The organism is Enterobacter sp. MALB-1 (assembly GCF_041021625.1).
Taxonomy (GTDB): domain Bacteria; phylum Pseudomonadota; class Gammaproteobacteria; order Enterobacterales; family Enterobacteriaceae; genus Enterobacter; species Enterobacter oligotrophicus.
Window position 1 is genome coordinate 3812380 of sequence record NZ_JBDPJL010000001.1, and the last position, 18342, is coordinate 3830721.

Sequence of the window (18342 nt, forward strand, 5' to 3'; positions counted from 1 at the left end):
CAGAACGCATCTGGCGCTCGAAAGGAAAGCTATAAAAATACGGGGGTACTTAATACCGCGCTACGCGCGTCTCTGGCGGGAAGATGCCTGATAATATCCGCAGCATCCAGTAATCCCACATCTGAATTGACTCCCAGCTTTACCATTGCATTGAACTTGTGAGCCCGAATGGTTTTAATATTACGTTCCAGCTGTGCTGCAATTTCCGGTATGGAATAGCCGAAAGACATATATCGCAAAATCGCCCGCTCAGTTGGGCTCAGCATCCGGTTCTGGCTGACATACCAGTGGCTCAGCATGTTATCGTTGATCCGTTGTGTCTCACTTAGCAACGCGACCACGCCTTCCAGCAGATGATCAAGCGGAACCGACTTACTAATAATACCGTGAAGGCGTGAAGGCGAAAGGTGACTGATTAGCCGTGCTTCCATCTCATCAGATGCCAACACAATTCGCTGAATATCAGCATGGGTAAAAGCCAGATCCCGTAAACAGGCCAGACAGTTACGACGCTCCTCACGCTCATCGGACAACGAATAAATCACCGAGAAAAAAGGCGTATGAGAAAGCGCAGCTTTAAAGCTGTCAAATTTGTTAAAAAGATGCAATGTGTAATGATCGAGCGGAGACATGGCGAAGAGATGCTCCAGCCCGACAGCACTCATTGTGCAATTTTCGATGACGGCGATATGTCTTGTTGCAGTGGTCTTTTCCATTCCTCGAACTCTCCATAGGCCGACATTAAACTCAGCTCTCGCATTCCTTGTGTACTGCTAATCCACGCGTACATATCGGCATTACTGCGCAGGGATAACCGACGCATCGCACTGTTTTTCTGGGCGCTAATCGTTTTGTTGCTCTTCTTGAGCAGGGTCGCAATTTGGTTAATGCCCCAGCCTTTACCCAGCAGACGTAACACCTTGCGCTCGGAGTGAGTCAGGGCAACAAACTGCTCATTCTCATCATCAGGGTCGGTTGTTTCGGGCATTAATAAGGTCTGACTTATCCGTTCAGCGCGTTCACTGCCAGCACGAATAGCGCTTATCACGCCTTCAATAGGCTCGAGATCTGACAGCAGCGTCGTTTCAGGACGCATGAGCAACTCTACGGCGAGTGGGTAAAGCGGGCGGGACACTAAAAATATCCAGTGGATATCGCGGTACTGATTCAGCAATCCGTAATACTGCTCAAGCGTGCCACGTGGGTTCCGATAATCACCTGAAATATCGGCGATAATGACCTCTGCGCGGCGCAGCTGTAGCAGCGTTAATTCCTGTAAAGAACGGCAGTACGTCAAATCATACTCGGGAAAATGACGCGCCATTACGCCACCCAACCCGCTTTGCATAACGGGTACTCTGCTAATTACAATTCCATGTTTACCATTCGATGGCGTCATAGACCCTCCATGTCCTTTTCAATTACCGAATAACGTTCAAACGCTTCAAGGTTAAACCTGTTTCCATCCCTGAGTGCAAAACGGGTTAATACAAGCATAATGTGAGATATACTTAGTCAATTAAGAATCGCCCAAATCAGGACTAATATCTCACAAATAACAATTAATTTTAATTGGTACACCATGAAAATAATAACAATATAAATTAGAAAAACTTAATACGACTTTTATATATATTCACAACAACCATTCATAATATAAATAAAGTAAGCCTCCCTTTGCGCCATAAGTCTCTGCAACTGTTTGCACAAATCTTGATCTGACCAGAGCAAAGGCCATGGCACTTTGTGCTAAAAGTAAGCATTACGGGCCAACGGGCAGGCAGTCTCTCTTTTCTTCAGGGCATTACATGCAGGCAGATCAGTCAACGCAACGTGCTACTACGCGGCTATGTATCCAGTGCGGGCTTTTTCTACTCCAGCACGGGGCGGAAAGCGCCCTGGTCGAGGAACTTTCGACACGGCTCGGGCTGGCGCTCGGGATGGACAGTGTGGAAAGCTCCATCTCGTCAAACGCCATTGTGCTGACCACCATTAAAGACGGGCAATGCCTGACATCCACCCGCAAGAACCACGACCGCGGCATTAATATGCATGTCGTGACGGAGGTGCAGCATATTGTCATTATGGCGGAACACAAACTTCTCGACCTTAAAGAGATAGATAAACGCTTCAACCAAATCAAACCGTTACGTTACCCACGCTGGCTGGTTGTGCTGATGGTGGGGCTGTCATGCGCCTGTTTTTGTAAACTCAATCAAGGCGGATGGGACGGCGCGGTTATCACCTTTTTCGCCAGTAGCATTGCCATGTATGTCCGCCAGTTGCTGACCCACAGGCAACTGCATCCACAAATTAACTTCTGTATCACCGCCTTTGTAGCGACAACGGTCTCCGGCCTGCTGCTGCGTCTGCCCCAGTTCGCCAGTACGCCAACCATCGCGATGGCCGCCAGCGTATTGCTACTGGTGCCTGGTTTTCCGTTAATCAATGCCGTTGCTGATATGTTTAAAGGGCACATTAATACCGGCCTGGCACGCTGGGCGATCGCCAGCCTGCTGACGCTGGCAACCTGTATCGGCGTGGTAATGGCGATGACGTTGTGGGGGTTACCCGGATGGGCGTAATTGATTTTCTGCTCGCACTGGCGCAGGACATGGCGCTGGCTGCTATTCCAGCCGTGGGTTTTGCGATGGTATTCAATGTGCCGCAGCGTGCGCTGCCGTGGTGTGCACTGCTGGGTGCTATTGGTCACGGCTCACGCATGGCTATGATGACGGCGGGCTTTAATATCGAATGGTCGACGTTTATGGCCTCCATGCTGGTCGGCAGCATCGGCATTCAGTGGTCGCGCTGGTATCTGGCGCATCCCAAGGTCTTTACCGTCGCGGCGGTGATCCCCATGTTTCCGGGCATTTCAGCTTATACGGCGATGATTTCGGCGGTAAAAATCAGCCACTTCGGCTACAGCGAACCGCAAATGATCCTGCTGCTGAGCAATTTCCTCAAGGCATCGTCCATTGTCGGCGCGCTCTCCATCGGCCTGTCGATCCCCGGTTTATGGCTGTATCGCAAGCGCCCGCGCGTTTGACATTTGTGTTCTCACGCTGCCATGGTGATAATCCTTTATTCCGTCTGGTGATGATAAGGAAAAGCAGTGGCTAACCCTGGCAGCGAACGCGTCGACCATAATGAAGAATCCAGCCTGAAGGACAAAATTTTTCAGAGCGCCATCGCGCTGTTTGCTGAATACGGGCTGAACGGTGCGCGCATGGAGCAAATCGCCGAGAAAGCAGGCACCACCAAACGGATGGTGGTGTATCACTTCAAAAACAAAGAAAACCTTTACCTTCTGGCGCTGGAGTATGTCTATACCCAAATCCGCGCCAGTGAGAAAGCGCTCAGTCTTGCCGGGATGCCGCCGGTCGAAGCGCTGGTACATCTGGTTGAAGCCACGTTTGATTATCACGCCGACCACCCGGACTACATCCGCATCATCTGCATGGAGAACATGCAGCGCGGCCGCTTTATGCAGCAGTCCAGCTATTTGCGCCAGGTTAACCGCAGCGCTCTGGAATTGCTGGAGGAAATTTTGCGTCGCGGAAAGGAAAAGCAACTCTTCAACCAGACGGTAGACGCGCGCGATCTTCACCGTCTTATCAGCAGCTTTAGCTTCCATTACGTCGCCAACAGCTACACCTTTACCCTGCTGTTTGAAGATGGCGCAGACGAGCAGGCCCAGCGTCAACACTACCGAAAAATGGCGGTTCAGGTGGCGCTTCGTTACACCTGTCCTTAAAATCGCTTGCAATTATATCGCGCACTATCTATATTTTCTTCATGAACGCAAAAACGAACGATACCACCGCCGCGCTGCTGCTGGATAACCAGCTCTGCTTTGCTCTCTATTCGGCAAACCTGGCGCTGAACAAGCTGTACCGGCAACTGCTGGCACCGCTGAACCTGACTTACCCGCAATACCTTGTGATGCTGGTGTTGTGGGAGCAGGATGACATAACGGTGTCGGACATTGGCGAACGGTTGTTCCTTGATTCAGCCACGCTGACGCCACTGCTGAAACGTCTGGAAAGCGCAGGGTTGATTCTCCGCCAGCGCTCCCGTCAGGATGAGCGTCAGGTTGCTGTCACCCTGAGTGATGCGGGTCGCAGCCTGCAGCAGCAGGCCGTTGGTATCCCACAGGCCGTAGGATGCGCGGCGCAGTGTGATACTGACACGATGCTGGTGCTCAAGCAGCAGCTCGAACTTTTACGACAACAGCTCCAGCGCGCGTAAGGCTATACTTTACGCGTATTTATTTAACCTTATATATCGCACGCTATTTAATAGCACACATAAATGTAAGATGAGGAACCTGCCATGTCTTTAGAAAAAGTTGTCTACACTGCCAAAGCCAAAGCCACCGGAGGCCGCGATGGCCGCGCTACCTCTTCCGACGGCGTCCTGGATGTCAAACTGGGTGTGCCAAAAGAGATGGGCGGCATGGGCGGTGACGTCACCAACCCGGAACAGCTGTTCGCTGCTGGTTATTCAGCCTGCTTCCTGGGCGCGATGAAGTTCGTTGCCGCACGCGATAAATTCGCCCTGCCGAAAGACGCCTTTATTGAAGGTGAAGTGGGTATCGGCCCACTGCCAACCGGCTTTGGTATTGAGGCGAAACTGAACATTCACGTAGAAGGTATGGACGCAGCAGAAGCCAAAAAACTGGTGGATGCCGCACACATTGTTTGCCCGTACTCCAATGCCACTCGCGGTAACATTGATGTGACGCTGAATATCATCGCGTAATGCAGGCCGCAACCCTCTTCCGACCGGGAGAGGGTTGCCCCCTCCTTCCCTCTTTCTCTCTGTGCTACCATAAGCCCATATCACGCCCGTCGTCATCAGCAGAGAAAGTGTTATGTCCTCCAGAATCCTGACCACCAGCATTGCTGGCATTGATGCCTTTATGCGCGACCCTCGCGGTGTGTTAACTCATGCCGACGGCGGTACGCTTGCGGTATTTGCCGACAACGCCCCGGCGTTTTATGCGATAACGCCGGAACGTCTGGCGCAGCTTTTGGATATCGAAGCGCGACTGTCTCGTCCGGCGAGCGATGTCACCCTGGACAACCAGTTCTTTGAGGAACCGGATAACGCCCCCGTGGCGGTGCCGATGGGGAAATTCCCCATGTACGCTGGCTGGCAACCGGATGCGGATTTCCAGCGACAGGCTGCGCTGTGGGGTATCGCGCTCTCACAGCCCGTCACACCGGAAGAGCTGGCCGCTTTCATCGCTTACTGGCAAGCGGAGGGAAAAGTGTTCCACCATGTTCAGTGGCAGCAAAAGCTCGCACGCAGCATTCAAATCAACCGGGCCAGCAACAATGGCCAGCCAAAACGCGATATCAACGCTTTTTCAGAACCGGATAAACAGATCCCAAATGGATTCCGAGGTGCAAAATGAAAAACGTCGGCGACCTGATGAAACGTCTACAAAAGATGATGCCTGCCAACGTGAAGCCCGCTTTCACCACGGGTGAGGAGCTGCTGGCATGGCAAAAAGAGCAGGGAGAAATTCGCGCAGCGGCCCTCGCCCGCGAAAACCGCGCGATGAAAATGCAGCGCACCTTTAACCGCTCAGGCATCCGCCCGCTGCACCAGAACTGCTCTTTCGATAATTACAAAATTGAAACCACCGGACAAATGAACGCCCTTGCCGCGGCCCGTCAGTATGTGGATGAGTTTGACGGCAACATTGCCAGCTTTATCTTTAGCGGCAAACCTGGCACCGGGAAAAACCACCTCGCGGCAGCCATCTGCAACGAACTGCTGCTGCGCGGGAAATCCGTCTTGATCATCACCGTGGCCGATATTATGTCCGCCATGAAAGACACCTTCAGCAACCGCGAAACCAGCGAAGAGCAGCTCCTGAACGACCTGAGCAACGTGGATCTGCTGGTTATTGACGAAATTGGCGTCCAGACCGAATCCCGCTATGAAAAAGTGATCATCAATCAGATTGTCGACCGCCGCTCGTCATCGAAACGCCCGACCGGCATGCTGACGAACCATAACATCGACGAGATGACCCGCCTGCTGGGTGAGCGTGTCATGGACCGCATGAAGCTCGGTAACAGCCTTTACGTCATCTTTGACTGGGAAAGCTATCGCAGCCGCGTCACCGGTAAAGAGTATTAGGATATTTCCAGGAAAGGGAGAGGGTCCGGCAGTATATACTGGTGCCACTTCCGACCCAAACGGCCCCTTTTGAGTAAACCATGATGAAAAAACAGTTTCTTCTCAGCACGTTTTTAGGCGCACTGCTGGTGACCGGCGCAGTGCAGGCGGCGTCCTGGCAGGAATCCCTGTCCAGCGCGGCCAACGAGCTAACCAAAGAGAGCGGCAGTTCTCAGGGCGGGCTGTCAGCCTCTTCCCTCACCAGTCTGCTGGGTAATAGCTCCCAAAGCCTGAGCGCAGGTACAATGAATAACGCGGCGGGTATTCTGGAGTATTGCGCGAAGCAGAAACTGGCTTCTGTCACCGATACCCAAAACATCAAAAATCAGGTACTGGGCAAACTCGGTCTGGATACGCAGGAGCAGAAAGCCGATACCAACTATATGGACGGCATTCAGGGCTTACTGAACGCGCAAAATGGCCAGCAGCTCAACCTGAGCACCCTCGGAAACTCTTCCCTGGCGAAGCAGGTGAAAACCAAAGCCTGCGATCTGGTTCTGAAACAAGGCGTTAATTTCCTCTCCTGATCCACCTCATTTTCTGCCACAACACGCCGCGTTTATTACGTTACTCTTTCAACGCGGCGTGAAAGCAGCCTTTTACCACCCTGCCACCGTCTCAGCATCCGCATGTCAGGATGCGACCAGCGTCAAAAAAACTTTTTTATAAACCAAATCCTAACAACAGCACATTTTCGTGACACTAAAATTGCAGCTAAACGTCATCGCAATTACATTGTATTACCCAAAAAATAATCACTTAGCCAGCGAAGTAACTGGCATCATGAGGATATGCAGTTGTCAGAGTTAATGTCCCTTATCCTTTTTCTGGCTTCCGTCGGCATCTACGCCTGGAAAGCTGGCCGTAACACCTGGTGGTTTATTGCTACCCTGGCGGTGCTCGGCATTTTTGTTATTTTGAACATTACCTTATACGCCAGCGATTACTTTACCGGTGACGGTATTAACGATGCCGTACTCTATACCCTTACCAACAGCCTGACCGGCGCGGGAGTTAGTAAGTACATACTTCCTGGTTTGGGTGTGGTCGTTGCACTGGTGGCCATCTTTGGCGCACTGGCCTGGATACTGCGCCGTCGCCGCCACCATCCACACCATATGGGCTACAGTCTGTTGGCGCTTTTCCTTGCGCTGGCCTCGGTGGATGCCAGCCCGGCGTTCCACCAGATCACCGAACTGGTGAAATCTCAGTCGCGCGATGGCGACCCGGATTTCGTTGCGTACTATAAAGAGCCTTCGAAGAAGATCGACAACCCGAAGCTCAATCTGGTCTACATCTACGGCGAAAGCCTGGAACGGACCTATTTTGATAACGATGCCTTCCCGAATCTGACCCCGGAACTTGGCGCGTTAAAAAACGAAGGCATCGACTTCAGCCACACCATGCAGCTCCCCGGCACCGATTACACCATCGCTGGGATGGTTGCATCCCAGTGCGGTATCCCGCTGTTCGCCCCGTTTGAAGGCAACGCATCGGCGTCTATGTCGAGCTTCTTCCCGCAGAATATCTGCCTTGGCGATATCCTGAAAAATTCCGGCTACGAAAACTACTTTATGCAGGGCGCTAACCTGCGTTTCGCCGGGAAAGACGTGTTCCTGAAATCGCACGGTTTTGAGCATCTTTACGGCTCGGAAGAGTTAAAAACCACGGTGGCAGACCCGTCCTATCGCAACGACTGGGGTTTCTACGACGATACCGTTCTTGATGAAACCTGGAAAAAATTTGAAGAACTGTCCCGCTCCGGCAAGCGTTTTTCCCTCTTTGCCCTGACCGTAGACACCCACCACCCTGATGGCTTTGTGTCACGCACCTGTAAACGCAAAAGCTATGATATTAATGGCAAAAACAACAAATCCTTCAGCGCTGTCACCTGCAGCCAGGAGCATATCGCCGCGTTAATCGAGAAAATCAAAGCCTCGCCGTACTTTAAAAACACGGTGATCGTCGTCTCGTCTGACCATCTGGCGATGAAAAATACCGCGTGGGATGAACTGAACAAACAGGATCGCAGCAACCTGTTCTTCGTGCTGCGCGGCGATCGGCCTCAGCAGGAAGTGATTGCCACAAAACGCAATTCGATGGATAACGGCGCAACCGTGCTGGATATTCTGGGCGGGGATAACTTTATCGGACTTGGCCGCAGTACGCTGTCCGGGCAGTCGCTGTCGGAAGTTTTCCTCAACATGAAGGAGAAAATCCTCGCGTGGAAGCCAGATATCATTCGCCTGTGGAACTTCCCGAAAGAGATGAAGGAATTCACCATCGACCAGGATAAAAATATGATTGCCTTCTCCGGCAGTCATTTCCGCCTGCCGCTGCTGCTGCGCGTTTCGGATAACCGCGTCGAACCGCTGCCGGAAAGCGAATATTCCGCGCCGCTGCGATTCCAGCTGGCCGATTTCGCCCCACGCGATAATTTCGTCTGGATCGACCGCTGCTACAAAATGGGCCAGATCTGGTCTCAGCCGCTGTCGCTTTCTACCGACTGGTGTGTCTCTCAGGGGCAACTTGGCGGGCAGCAAACTGTTCAGCATGTTGATAAACCACACTGGAAGGGCAAAACGGCGTTTAACGATACGGTTATCGATACGGTGCGCTATCAGCGTAACGTCGATATGCTGAAAATCGTCGACAACGACATTCGTTACAAGGCGGACAGCTTTATCTTTAACGTAGCCGGAGCCCCGGAAGAGGTTAAACAGTTCAGCGGTATCTCCCGCCCTGAATCCTGGGGACGCTGGTCCAACGCGCAACTGGGTGATGAGGTGAAAATTGAATACACCCATCCGCTGCCGGAAAAATTCGATCTGGTGATCACCGCCAAAGCGTTTGGCCCGAATGCTAACCGCCCTGTGCCGGTACGGGTTGGCGATACCGAACAGATGCTGACGCTCGGCAACGACATCACTACTACCACGCTGCATTTCGATAACCCGTCGCGCAGCAATACCGTGGTGATTGTGCCGCCCGATCCGCAATCCACGAATGAAGGCAACATCCTCGGCCACTCCCCGCGCAAGCTGGGCATCGGAATGGTGGAAATCAAAATAGTAAGTCGCGCAGGCTAACGGTTCGCTATGCTGAACTTTCGTCTGACAACCGATAAAGACATCGCCGCTCTGCCCGCCATTGAACGCGCTGCTGGTCAGCGCTTTCGTGAATGGCCAGCCCTGGAGTGGCTTGCTGACAGCCCCGTCATCTCCGTCGGGGAACACCGGCGCTACGCTGAAAAGGGAATGAGCTGGCTGGCACTGGCGGAGGAAAAACCGGTTGGTTTTATTCTTGCAGAGGTGCATCCCTCATCGCTGTTTATTGTGGAACTCTCGGTACATCTGGACTGGCAGGGAAAGGGGGCAGGCCGGCAGCTCATCTCGTGTGTCGCAGACACGGCCCGCACGTTGGGGCTAACTTCGCTGACGTTGACGACATTTCGCGACGTGCCGTGGAATGCGCCCTTTTATGCGCGGCTGGGTTTTGAAATGATCGCGGTGCTAACGCCTGAACTGCACCAGAAACGAGAGGAAGAAACGGCGCACGGTTTAGCGTATGAATCCCGCTGCGCCATGCGCCTGCCTCTGTAATATCGCCGCTTACCGGGCCTACAAAAACCGCACGCGCCGGGTCAGACAAAGCCGTCACCCGGCGCAACGCACAGTGTTAGAACGTTTCCCAGTTATCACCCGCATCGGCCGTCGCAGTTTTACGCGCCATTACCGGAGCAACAACGGTTTTCGCGGAGGCAAGCTCACGCGCTTTCATCTGCTCCTGCTGAATGCGGAACACTGCGACCGCCTGCGTCAGACGGCTCGCCTGCTCTTCCAGCGCTGCCGCCGCAGCAGCAGACTCTTCCACCAGCGAGGCGTTCTGCTGAGTCACGCGATCCATCTCAGCCACCGCCAGGCCGACCTGATCAATACCGCGGCTCTGCTCGTCAGAGGCAGAGGCAATTTCGCCCATGATGTCGGTCACGCGGGTAACCGCATTAACGATTTCGCCCATCGTCTCACCAGCGCTTTCAACCAGCGTAGAGCCAAGCTCAACCCGCCCGACAGAATCTTCAATCAGGCTCTTAATTTCACGGGCCGCCTGGGCGCTACGCTGCGCCAGGTTACGCACCTCACCGGCAACCACCGCAAAACCACGTCCCTGCTCACCCGCACGAGCGGCTTCAACCGCGGCGTTAAGAGCAAGAATGTTGGTCTGGAAGGCAATGCCGTCGATCACGCTAATAATATCTGCGATTTTCTGGGAACTGCCCGCGATATCACGCATGGTTTGCACCACGTTATCCACCACTTTACCGCCTTTCTGCGCGGTTTCAGACGCGCTCAGCGCCAGGTTACTCGCCTGACGGGCGTTCTCGGCGTTCTGTTTCACGGTGGCAGTCAGTTGTTCCATGCTGGCCGCGGTCTCTTCCAGGGAAGCGGCCTGCTGTTCAGTACGTGACGAGAGATCGTTATTGCCCATTGAGATCTCGCTCGCACCGCTGTAGATAGCGTTTGCGCCGTTACGCACGTCGCCAACGGTACGCACCAGCTCGCCCTGCATGTGGCGCAGCGAGTCGGCCAGCATACCCATTTCGTTAGAGCCTTCCACATCGATACGCTTCACCAGATCGCCGCTGGCGATATGGCGGATACTGTCGATCAGACGGTTCATCGGAGAAATCAGCGCCTGCTTAATGCCCAGCCAGACGGCAACGATCACCACCAGTACAGCCACCAGCACGCTAATCAGCACCCAGATAGCCTGGCTGTAGGAGCTATTGCTGTCTTTCACCGCCGTTTCGTACAGCTTGTCGTTCTGCTGCAGGTAGTTCACGTACTGCTTCTCAAAGCCATCCTGGTAGCTCTGGGTCGGCTGGTCGAAGAAGTCGTTAATTTTGCCTGCACCCAACAGCTGGATCAGTTCAGCCAGCGCACCGTGATAGATATCGTAGTTACGCTTGATCTCCATCGCGGCGGCCTCGCTCTGACGCGGGTCACGTGGCAGAGCCTCGTAGTCAGCCCAGTTTTTTTCCGCCTGTTTCAGAGAGGCAGACGCAATCTGCATCAAATCAGAAACGGTCGCGCCGCTGCCGATATTGTTCTGATCCATCATGTAGCGGATGCCTGCGCGGTTCAGGGTATTACGGGTTTGCAGCAGCGCCACCCAGCTACCGTTCAGGGTGGATTGTTGCTGGCGAATGGTTTGCAGGACGGTGAAGTTCTCTTTGTCATGCTTGAGAGCATTGAAGAAAAGACCACCGGAAGTGAGTTGTAAAAGGCCAAAAATAGCTAAGACCAGCAATAAACTGGTGACAATCTTGATACGGTTTAACATGTTTTCTCTTTCCATCAGACAGATAACAGGATTTTCGGCCTGGGAAAGGAAAACTTTACGAAAAACGTACTATTAATAGTGATATTTCCATCAGGACACCATGTTGAGGTGTTACGAAACGATTAACCCCCAATCTGCGAGGCACACGATTTCATTCTTTTGCTGTATTCCTCAAAGTACGTACTCACCGCAACGTAGGCTTTATGACCGTTAATCATAAAATTCACCCCGGCGATTTGTTCATCATCATTTTTCATGACAACACGCCCTCCACTGATAGCAGTTTGTAGTGCTGCAAAGTCAGGTGTAGCCAGTACAAGATTGGTTTGTATATTACGTAATTTTCTTTTGAGCGCAAAAAGTGATTCAAGTGCTAATAGTGTAAATGCTTTATCATCATCAATATTAAGGTATGAGCTCGACGCAATAAACATACACTGTGCAATTTGAGAAGCCAGATCATAATTATGGCTTTGAATATCTAATGCATATCGTTTGTTATAAATTGTACCAACTGCGCCAGCACTCCCTCCGACTATAATCGTTTCTGTAGATTTTGTCGCAAGTCCAATTGCACTGGTCAATAAGCCAATAAAGGTGACCTCTCCCGCAGCGCTGGCTTGCATTCTTTTTTTATCAGCTTCGCGTTCCCATAGAGTTGCGTAAAATGCAAATCTTTCGTTCACATCACTCAAACTGTTCAGGGAGTATTCAGAAAACTTACACATTTTCTTACTACTATCACGACAATTATCATCCAAATCAACAACAGGGACAGGTAAAGGGCTTGTACATGCGGTCAAAAAAAGGATAAAGAATGATGCTATTGTCTTTTTCATCCTGAGATACCCCTACCGCGAATACAGGGTGAAATTTATAACATGGGCCCCATCAGCATCAATATCCGCATCAGAAATATAATAAACGTGTTCCCCAAAAGGGGTTTGCTCAAGATATATCACCACGGGAGGATTACCCTCCGTATCACTTTTAATCTCCGCCAGCACCGACATATTCACCACCTGAATATAACATAAGTAACTGTACATTTTCAGTTATAGACAGGCGAATTAGTTTTGTCACTACGACTTATTCATTGTGATAAAAATATAAAAACTAAACCTTTTATCAATGCTTCCCTCTCCTTTATCAGAAGAGGGCAGAATAAAAGACAACTATTCACTGCGTTCGGCGAGATGCCGGTTCCCCAGTTCAATAAACTCTTCCAGCAAAGCCGTGAGCTGTTTCATCTTCTCTGGCGTGTATTCCGCCTCAATCTGCTGGTACGCCTCTTCCACCTGCGCCTGGGCGTGCTCATACAGCGCGTTGCCCTCTTTGGTCAGCGACACGTACAGCTTGCGCTGGTCATTCACCGGCTTTAAGCGCAGCACCAGGCCGTCGCGCTCCATACGCGTGAGAATGCCCGTCAGGCTCGGCCGCAAGATGCAGGTACGAAACGCCAGGTCGTGAAAATCCATCGACGGATGTTCGGCCAGCACCCGCACGATGCGCCACTGCTGCTCGGTCAGGTTATGCCGCTTCACAATCGGGCGGAAGTAGGACATCGCCGCTTCCCGCGCCTGCAACAGCGCGATAGTTAATGAATCATGCATAGCCACCTCCGAAAATCATTAACAAGTAAACAATTCAATAATGATGTTTTTATAAACAGCCTGTTTTACGTCAAAAAGTCTAACAGAAACAACCTGATTTTATTAACTATATGATAAATATATTCTTTATGGTTTATATGTAAATTTATTGTTATTCATATCACAAATTTTTCACTTCTGATTGCGAAACGAACAGCAAAAGCATAAAACCAGATCATTAACATATTAATGAAATCGATATCGGAAATCCGGCCTGAGGAATATGTCAATGAAAGGTACTGTTTTTGCCGTAGCGCTGAACCATCAAAGCCAGCGTGAAGCCTGGGGTAAGGCGTTTGAAAAAGCCCCCTACAACACGCCGCCGAAAACCGCCGTCTGGTTTATCAAGCCGCATAACACCGTGATCCGCACGGGTGAGCCGATCCCGTTCCCGCAGGGCGAAACGGTATTAAGTGGCGCGACAGTGGCGCTGGTGGTCGGCAAAATAGCCAGTAAGGTACGTGTGGAAGACGCACCGGAGTACATCGCCGGATATGCGCTGGCGAATGAAGTGAGCCTGCCGGAAGAGAGCTTTTACCGCCCGGCGATCAAAGCCAAATGCCGCGACGGATTTTGTCCGCTGGGTGAAATGACCACCGTTGATAACGTTGATAACCTGACCATCATCACCGAAATCAACGGTCGCGAAGCGGACCACTGGAACACCGCCGATCTTCAGCGCAATGCCGCCGAACTGCTCAGCGCCCTGAGCGAATTCGCCATCCTCAACCCCGGCGATGCGATCCTGCTCGGCACGCCGCACTCACGCGTGCCGCTGCAGCCGGGCGATCGCGTGCGCATTCTGGCGAAAGGTTTTCCGCCGCTGGAAAACCCGGTGGTGGATGAGCGCGACGTTGCCATCGCTCACGGCCCGCACCCGCACGCCACGCTCTTCGCCCTCGGGCTGAACTACGCCGACCACGCCAGCGAACTGGCGTTTACGCCGCCCACCGAGCCGCTGGTATTTATCAAAGCCCCCAACACCTTCAACGGCGATAACCAGACCTCGGTACGCCCGAACAACGTTGAATATATGCACTACGAAGCGGAGCTGGTGGTGGTCATCGGCAAAATCGCCCGCAAGGTGAGCGAAGCCGAGGCGATGGACGTTGTTGCGGGCTACACGGTCTGTAACGACTACGCCATCCGCGACTACCTGGAAAACTACTACCGCCCGAACCTGCGGGTGAAAAGTCGCGACGGGCTGACCCCCATCAGCCCGAACATCGTGCCAAAAGAAGCCATTCCCGACCCGCACAACCTTCGCCTTCGCACCTTCGTCAACGGCGAATTGCGCCAGGAGGGAACGACGGCAGATCTGATTTTCAGCATCCCGTTCCTGATTGCGTACCTGAGCGATTTTATGACCCTGCAGCCTGGCGACATGATTGCCACCGGCACGCCCAAAGGGCTGTCCGACGTGGTACCGGGCGATGAAGTGGTGGTGGAAGTGGAAGGCGTGGGCCGCCTGGTGAACCGGATTGTCAGCGAGGAGACTGCAAAATGAAAAAGATTAACCACTGGATCAACGGTAAAAACGTCGCCGGAAGCGACTACTTCCACACCACCAACCCGGCCTCCGGCGAGGTATTAGCGGAAGTCGCCTCAGGCGGTGAAACCGAGATCCATCAGGCCGTTGCCGCCGCCAAAGAAGCCTTCCCGAAATGGGCCAACCTGCCGATGAAAGAGCGCGCGCGCCTGATGCGTCGGCTGGGCGATCTGATCGACCAGAACGTACCCGAGATCGCCGCCATGGAAACCGCCGATACCGGCCTGCCGATCCACCAGACCAAAAACGTGCTCATTCCGCGCGCCTCGCACAACTTCGAGTTCTTCGCCGAAGTGTGCCAGCAGATGAACGGCAAAACCTATCCGGTCGACGACAAAATGCTGAACTACACCCTGGTGCAGCCGGTCGGGGTTTGCGCGCTGGTGTCGCCGTGGAACGTGCCGTTTATGACCGCCACCTGGAAGGTCGCGCCGTGCCTGGCGCTGGGCAACACGGCGGTGCTGAAGATGTCTGAGCTCTCCCCGCTGACTGCCGATCGTCTGGGCGAGCTGGCGCTGGAAGCGGGCATCCCGGCGGGCGTGCTGAACGTGGTGCAGGGCTACGGTGCCACGGCGGGCGACGCGCTGGTGCGCCACCACGACGTTCGCGCCGTCTCTTTTACCGGCGGTACCGCCACCGGGCGCAACATCATGAAAAACGCCGGGCTGAAGAAATACTCCATGGAGCTGGGCGGCAAATCCCCGGTGCTGATATTTGAAGATGCCGACATCGAGCGCGCGCTGGACGCCGCCCTGTTCACCATCTTCTCCATTAACGGCGAGCGTTGCACCGCAGGCTCGCGCATCTTCATCCAGCAGAGTATCTACCCGGAATTCGTCAAACGCTTTGCCGAACGCGCCAACCGCCTGCGCGTGGGCGACCCGACCGATCCGAACACCCAGATTGGCGCGCTGATCAGCAAGCAGCACTGGGAGAAAGTCTCCGGCTATATCCGCCTCGGCATTGAGGAAGGCGCGACCCTGCTGGCGGGCGGGCCGGACAAACCAACCGATCTGCCTGCGCACCTGCAAGGCGGCAACTTCCTGCGCCCGACCGTGCTGGCGGACGTCGACAACCGAATGCGCGTGGCGCAGGAGGAGATCTTCGGGCCGGTGGCCTGCCTGCTGCCGTTCAAAGACGAAGCGGAAGGTCTGCGTCTGGCGAACGACGTGGAGTACGGTCTGGCGTCATACATCTGGACGCAGGACGTCAGCAAAGTGCTGCGTCTGGCACGCAACATTGAAGCCGGAATGGTGTTTGTGAACACCCAGAACGTGCGCGACCTCCGTCAGCCGTTTGGCGGCGTAAAAGCCTCCGGCACCGGTCGCGAAGGCGGCGAGTACAGCTTCGAGGTCTTCGCGGAGATGAAAAACGTCTGTATCTCCATGGGCGACCATCCGATTCCAAAATGGGGGATCTGATCATGGGAAAATTAGCCTTAGCAGCAAAAATCACACACGTTCCGTCAATGTATCTCTCTGAACTGCCGGGCAAAAACCACGGCTGCCGCCAGTCGGCCATCGACGGGCATAAAGAGATCAGCAAGCGCTGCCGCGAGCTGGGCGTGGACACCATCATCGTGTTCGACACCCACTGGCTGGTGAACAGCGCGTATCACATCAACTGTGCGGATCACTTCTCTGGCGTCTACACCAGCAACGAGCTGCCGCACTTTATCCGAGACATGACCTACGACTACGACGGCAACCCGGCACTCGGGCAGCTGATTGCCGACGAAGCGGTGAAGCGTGGCGTGCGCGCCAAAGCGCACAACATCCCGAGCCTCAAGCTGGAGTACGGCACGCTGGTGCCAATGCGCTACATGAACAGCGATAAGCACTTCAAAGTGATCTCCATCTCGGCGTTCTGCACGGTTCACGACTTCGCCGACAGCCGCAGGCTCGGTGAGGCCATCGTCAGCGCGATTGAAAAATATGACGGCACCGTGGCGGTGCTTGCCAGCGGCTCGCTCTCGCACCGCTTTATCGACGACCAGCGTGCGGAAGAAGGGATGAACAGCTACACCCGCGAGTTCGACCGCCAGATGGACGAGCGCGTGGTGAAGCTGTGGCGCGAAGGCCAGTTCAGGGAGTTTTGCAGCATGCTGCCGGAGTACGCCGACTACTGCTATGGCGAGGGCAACATGCACGACACGGTGATGCTGCTGGGGATGCTCGGCTGGGACAAGTACGAGGGCAAGGTGGAGTTTCTCACCGAGCTGTTCGCCAGCTCCGGCACCGGCCAGGTCAACGCCGTTTTCCCGCTGCCCGCGTAAGGAGCCACCATGCCGCACTTTATTGCTGAATGTACCGACAATATTCGCGAGCAGGCCGACCTGCCGGGGCTGTTCGCCAAAGTGAACGAGGCGCTGGCCGCCACGGGCATTTTCCCGCTCGGCGGCATCCGCAGCCGTGCGCACTGGCTGGATACCTGGCAGATGGCCGACGGGAAGCATGATTACGCCTTTGTGCACATGACGCTGAAGATCGGCGCGGGACGCAGCCTGGAAAGCCGTGAAGAAGTGGCGGAGATGCTGTTTGCGCTGATCAAAACCCACTTTGCAGAGCTAATGGCGAGCCGTTATCTGGCGCTGTCGTTTGAGCTCGCCGAGCTGCACCCGACGCTCAATTACAAACAAAACAACGTGCACGCCTTGTTTAAGTAACACGCTCGGTCAGTCCCCTCTCCCTGTGGGAGAGGGTTAGGGTGAGGGGATACCACTGCGGCCTGATGCCCTCACCCCGGCCCTCTCCCACGGGGAGAGGGCGAAAACAAATAAAAACAGGATATCGCCATGCTCGACAAACACACCCATACCCTGATCGCCCACCGCCTGCATCAGGCGGAGCAATCCCGCGAGCAGATCCGCCAGATCTCGCTCGACTACCCGACGATCACCATTGACGACGCCTACGCCGTACAGCGCGAATGGGTGAGCCTGAAAATCGCCGAAGGCCGCGTGCTGAAAGGCCACAAGATCGGCCTGACCTCAAAAGCGATGCAGGCCAGCTCGCAAATCAGCGAACCGGACTACGGCGCGTTGCTGGATGACATGTTCTTTCATGACGGCTGCGATATCCCCGCCGACCGCTTTATCGTTCCGCGCATCGAAGTGGAGCTGGCGTTCGTGCTGGCGAAACCCCTGCGCGGCCCGAACTGCACCATCTTCGACGTCTATAACGCTACGGATTACGTCATCCCCGCGCTGGAGCTGATTGACGCCCGCTGCCACAACGTTGACCCGGAAACCCAACGCCCGCGCAAAGTGTTCGACACCATCTCCGACAACGCCGCCAACGCTGGCGTGATCCTCGGCGGCCGCCCGATTAAGCCCGACGAGCTGGATCTGCGCTGGATCTCCGCCCTGCTCTACCGCAACGGCGTGATTGAAGAGACTGGCGTCGCCGCAGGTGTGCTTAACCACCCGGCGAACGGCGTGGCGTGGCTGGCAAACAAACTTGCGCCATACGACGTGCAGCTTGAACCGGGCCAGATCATCCTCGGCGGATCGTTCACCCGCCCGGTGGCCGCCAGCAGAGGCGATACCTTCCACGTGGACTACGGCAACATGGGCTCCATCAGCTGCCGTTTTGTTTAGGAGAG

The 18342-nt window shown here is 54.2% G+C and carries 20 protein-coding genes; 15 read left to right on the top strand and 5 right to left on the bottom strand.

The window, feature by feature from the left end:
- Nucleotides 1-29: 29 nt before the first annotated feature.
- Together bglJ and ABGB15_RS18270 are read right to left on the bottom strand one after the other, a co-directional pair.
- Entirely contained in the window at nt 30-665 is a 636-nt protein-coding gene (gene bglJ / locus ABGB15_RS18265) for a DNA-binding transcriptional activator BglJ (protein ID WP_152084464.1), read from the bottom strand.
- Nucleotides 662-1399, bottom strand: a complete 738-nt coding sequence (locus ABGB15_RS18270) for a LuxR C-terminal-related transcriptional regulator (protein ID WP_152083344.1) — start codon at nt 1397-1399, stop codon at nt 662-664. The genes bglJ and ABGB15_RS18270 overlap by 4 nt, the downstream gene beginning before the upstream one ends.
- A gap of 409 nt (nt 1400-1808) precedes the next feature.
- Between ABGB15_RS18270 and ABGB15_RS18275 the strand changes: the two genes are divergently transcribed.
- From ABGB15_RS18275 to ABGB15_RS18320, 10 genes are all read left to right on the top strand, one after another.
- Nucleotides 1809-2585, top strand: a complete 777-nt coding sequence (locus ABGB15_RS18275; RefSeq protein ID WP_152083343.1) for a threonine/serine exporter ThrE family protein — start codon at nt 1809-1811, stop codon at nt 2583-2585.
- Nucleotides 2576-3049, top strand: coding sequence for a threonine/serine exporter (locus ABGB15_RS18280; protein WP_215723055.1), 474 nt, complete (start codon nt 2576-2578; stop codon nt 3047-3049). Before ABGB15_RS18275 ends, ABGB15_RS18280 begins: the two co-directional genes overlap by 10 nt.
- 66 nt (nt 3050-3115) lie before the next feature.
- Entirely contained in the window at nt 3116-3757 is a 642-nt protein-coding gene (locus tag ABGB15_RS18285) for a TetR family transcriptional regulator (RefSeq protein ID WP_152083341.1), read from the top strand.
- 41 nt (nt 3758-3798) lie between these two features.
- On the top strand, nt 3799-4251 hold the full coding sequence (locus ABGB15_RS18290; RefSeq protein ID WP_215723054.1) for a MarR family winged helix-turn-helix transcriptional regulator: 453 nt from the start codon (nt 3799-3801) through the stop codon (nt 4249-4251).
- A gap of 84 nt (nt 4252-4335) precedes the next feature.
- Nucleotides 4336-4764 carry an organic hydroperoxide resistance protein gene (locus tag ABGB15_RS18295; protein WP_063148258.1) on the top strand — a complete coding sequence of 143 codons (429 nt, stop codon included), beginning with the start codon at nt 4336-4338 and terminating at the stop codon, nt 4762-4764.
- A 112-nt stretch (nt 4765-4876) separates the two neighbouring features.
- On the top strand, nt 4877-5422 hold the full coding sequence (gene dnaT, locus ABGB15_RS18300; RefSeq protein WP_215723053.1) for a primosomal protein DnaT: 546 nt from the start codon (nt 4877-4879) through the stop codon (nt 5420-5422).
- Nucleotides 5419-6156 (top strand): DNA replication protein DnaC, encoded by a 738-nt coding sequence (gene dnaC / locus ABGB15_RS18305; protein ID WP_032643964.1) that lies wholly within the window; start codon nt 5419-5421, stop codon nt 6154-6156. The genes dnaT and dnaC overlap by 4 nt, the downstream gene beginning before the upstream one ends.
- Nucleotides 6157-6239: 83 nt before the next feature.
- Nucleotides 6240-6722 carry a DUF2501 domain-containing protein gene (locus ABGB15_RS18310; protein WP_152083338.1) on the top strand — a complete coding sequence of 161 codons (483 nt, stop codon included), beginning with the start codon at nt 6240-6242 and terminating at the stop codon, nt 6720-6722.
- Nucleotides 6723-6992: 270 nt separating this feature from the next.
- Nucleotides 6993-9284, top strand: coding sequence for a phosphatidylglycerol--membrane-oligosaccharide glycerophosphotransferase (gene opgB / locus ABGB15_RS18315; protein ID WP_215723052.1), 2292 nt, complete (start codon nt 6993-6995; stop codon nt 9282-9284).
- A 9-nt stretch (nt 9285-9293) separates the two neighbouring features.
- The gene (locus tag ABGB15_RS18320) at nt 9294-9797 is read left to right on the top strand and encodes a GNAT family N-acetyltransferase (RefSeq protein WP_215723051.1); all 504 of its coding nucleotides are present in this window, start codon (nt 9294-9296) and stop codon (nt 9795-9797) included.
- 76 nt (nt 9798-9873) lie between these two features.
- Here the strand turns inward: ABGB15_RS18320 and tsr are convergent, their stop codons facing one another.
- The 3 genes from tsr to hpaR form a co-directional block, all read right to left on the bottom strand.
- Complete coding sequence (gene tsr / locus ABGB15_RS18325) at nt 9874-11538, bottom strand: methyl-accepting chemotaxis protein (protein WP_313326641.1); 1665 nt, start codon at nt 11536-11538, stop codon at nt 9874-9876.
- Between the two features lie 122 nt (nt 11539-11660).
- The gene (locus ABGB15_RS18330) at nt 11661-12377 is read right to left on the bottom strand and encodes a hypothetical protein (protein ID WP_215723049.1); all 717 of its coding nucleotides are present in this window, start codon (nt 12375-12377) and stop codon (nt 11661-11663) included.
- A 336-nt stretch (nt 12378-12713) separates the two neighbouring features.
- Nucleotides 12714-13151, bottom strand: a complete 438-nt coding sequence (gene hpaR, locus ABGB15_RS18335) for a homoprotocatechuate degradation operon regulator HpaR (RefSeq protein WP_152083333.1) — start codon at nt 13149-13151, stop codon at nt 12714-12716.
- 268 nt (nt 13152-13419) lie between these two features.
- On the opposite strand from hpaR, the gene hpaG reads away from it, so the two are divergent.
- The 5 genes from hpaG (at nt 13420) to hpaH (ending at nt 18337) form a co-directional block, all read left to right on the top strand.
- Nucleotides 13420-14697: a 4-hydroxyphenylacetate degradation bifunctional isomerase/decarboxylase gene (gene hpaG, locus ABGB15_RS18340; protein ID WP_215723048.1), complete on the top strand. Its 1278-nt coding sequence runs from the start codon at nt 13420-13422 to the stop codon at nt 14695-14697.
- Nucleotides 14694-16160 (top strand): 5-carboxymethyl-2-hydroxymuconate semialdehyde dehydrogenase, encoded by a 1467-nt coding sequence (hpaE, locus tag ABGB15_RS18345; RefSeq protein ID WP_152083331.1) that lies wholly within the window; start codon nt 14694-14696, stop codon nt 16158-16160. Before hpaG ends, hpaE begins: the two co-directional genes overlap by 4 nt.
- Before the next feature lie 2 nt (nt 16161-16162).
- Nucleotides 16163-17014, top strand: a complete 852-nt coding sequence (gene hpaD, locus ABGB15_RS18350) for a 3,4-dihydroxyphenylacetate 2,3-dioxygenase (RefSeq protein WP_215723047.1) — start codon at nt 16163-16165, stop codon at nt 17012-17014.
- Between the two features lie 9 nt (nt 17015-17023).
- Nucleotides 17024-17404, top strand: coding sequence for a 5-carboxymethyl-2-hydroxymuconate Delta-isomerase (locus ABGB15_RS18355; RefSeq protein ID WP_215723046.1), 381 nt, complete (start codon nt 17024-17026; stop codon nt 17402-17404).
- 129 nt (nt 17405-17533) lie between these two features.
- The gene (gene hpaH, locus ABGB15_RS18360) at nt 17534-18337 is read left to right on the top strand and encodes a 2-oxo-hept-4-ene-1,7-dioate hydratase (protein ID WP_215723045.1); all 804 of its coding nucleotides are present in this window, start codon (nt 17534-17536) and stop codon (nt 18335-18337) included.
- Nucleotides 18338-18342: the final 5 nt, after the last annotated feature.

Excerpts from the sequence above, each read along its gene's own strand:
- ABGB15_RS18270 (WP_152083344.1), bottom strand. The coding sequence starts at position 1,399 with ATGACGCCATCGAATGGTAAACATGGAATTGTAATTAGCAGAGTACCC.
- bglJ (WP_152084464.1), bottom strand. The coding sequence starts at position 665 with ATGAGTGCTGTCGGGCTGGAGCATCTCTTCGCCATGTCTCCGCTCGAT.
- ABGB15_RS18295 (WP_063148258.1), top strand. The coding sequence starts at position 4,336 with ATGTCTTTAGAAAAAGTTGTCTACACTGCCAAAGCCAAAGCCACCGGA.
- ABGB15_RS18280 (WP_215723055.1), top strand. The coding sequence starts at position 2,576 with ATGGGCGTAATTGATTTTCTGCTCGCACTGGCGCAGGACATGGCGCTG.
- ABGB15_RS18330 (WP_215723049.1), bottom strand. The coding sequence starts at position 12,377 with ATGAAAAAGACAATAGCATCATTCTTTATCCTTTTTTTGACCGCATGT.
- dnaT (WP_215723053.1), top strand. The coding sequence starts at position 4,877 with ATGTCCTCCAGAATCCTGACCACCAGCATTGCTGGCATTGATGCCTTT.
- hpaR (WP_152083333.1), bottom strand. The coding sequence starts at position 13,151 with ATGCATGATTCATTAACTATCGCGCTGTTGCAGGCGCGGGAAGCGGCG.
- ABGB15_RS18290 (WP_215723054.1), top strand. The coding sequence starts at position 3,799 with ATGAACGCAAAAACGAACGATACCACCGCCGCGCTGCTGCTGGATAAC.
- ABGB15_RS18320 (WP_215723051.1), top strand. The coding sequence starts at position 9,294 with ATGCTGAACTTTCGTCTGACAACCGATAAAGACATCGCCGCTCTGCCC.
- hpaG (WP_215723048.1), top strand. The coding sequence starts at position 13,420 with ATGAAAGGTACTGTTTTTGCCGTAGCGCTGAACCATCAAAGCCAGCGT.
- ABGB15_RS18275 (WP_152083343.1), top strand. The coding sequence starts at position 1,809 with ATGCAGGCAGATCAGTCAACGCAACGTGCTACTACGCGGCTATGTATC.
- ABGB15_RS18310 (WP_152083338.1), top strand. The coding sequence starts at position 6,240 with ATGAAAAAACAGTTTCTTCTCAGCACGTTTTTAGGCGCACTGCTGGTG.
- hpaD (WP_215723047.1), top strand. The coding sequence starts at position 16,163 with ATGGGAAAATTAGCCTTAGCAGCAAAAATCACACACGTTCCGTCAATG.
- dnaC (WP_032643964.1), top strand. The coding sequence starts at position 5,419 with ATGAAAAACGTCGGCGACCTGATGAAACGTCTACAAAAGATGATGCCT.
- ABGB15_RS18355 (WP_215723046.1), top strand. The coding sequence starts at position 17,024 with ATGCCGCACTTTATTGCTGAATGTACCGACAATATTCGCGAGCAGGCC.
- hpaE (WP_152083331.1), top strand. The coding sequence starts at position 14,694 with ATGAAAAAGATTAACCACTGGATCAACGGTAAAAACGTCGCCGGAAGC.
- tsr (WP_313326641.1), bottom strand. The coding sequence starts at position 11,538 with ATGTTAAACCGTATCAAGATTGTCACCAGTTTATTGCTGGTCTTAGCT.
- hpaH (WP_215723045.1), top strand. The coding sequence starts at position 17,534 with ATGCTCGACAAACACACCCATACCCTGATCGCCCACCGCCTGCATCAG.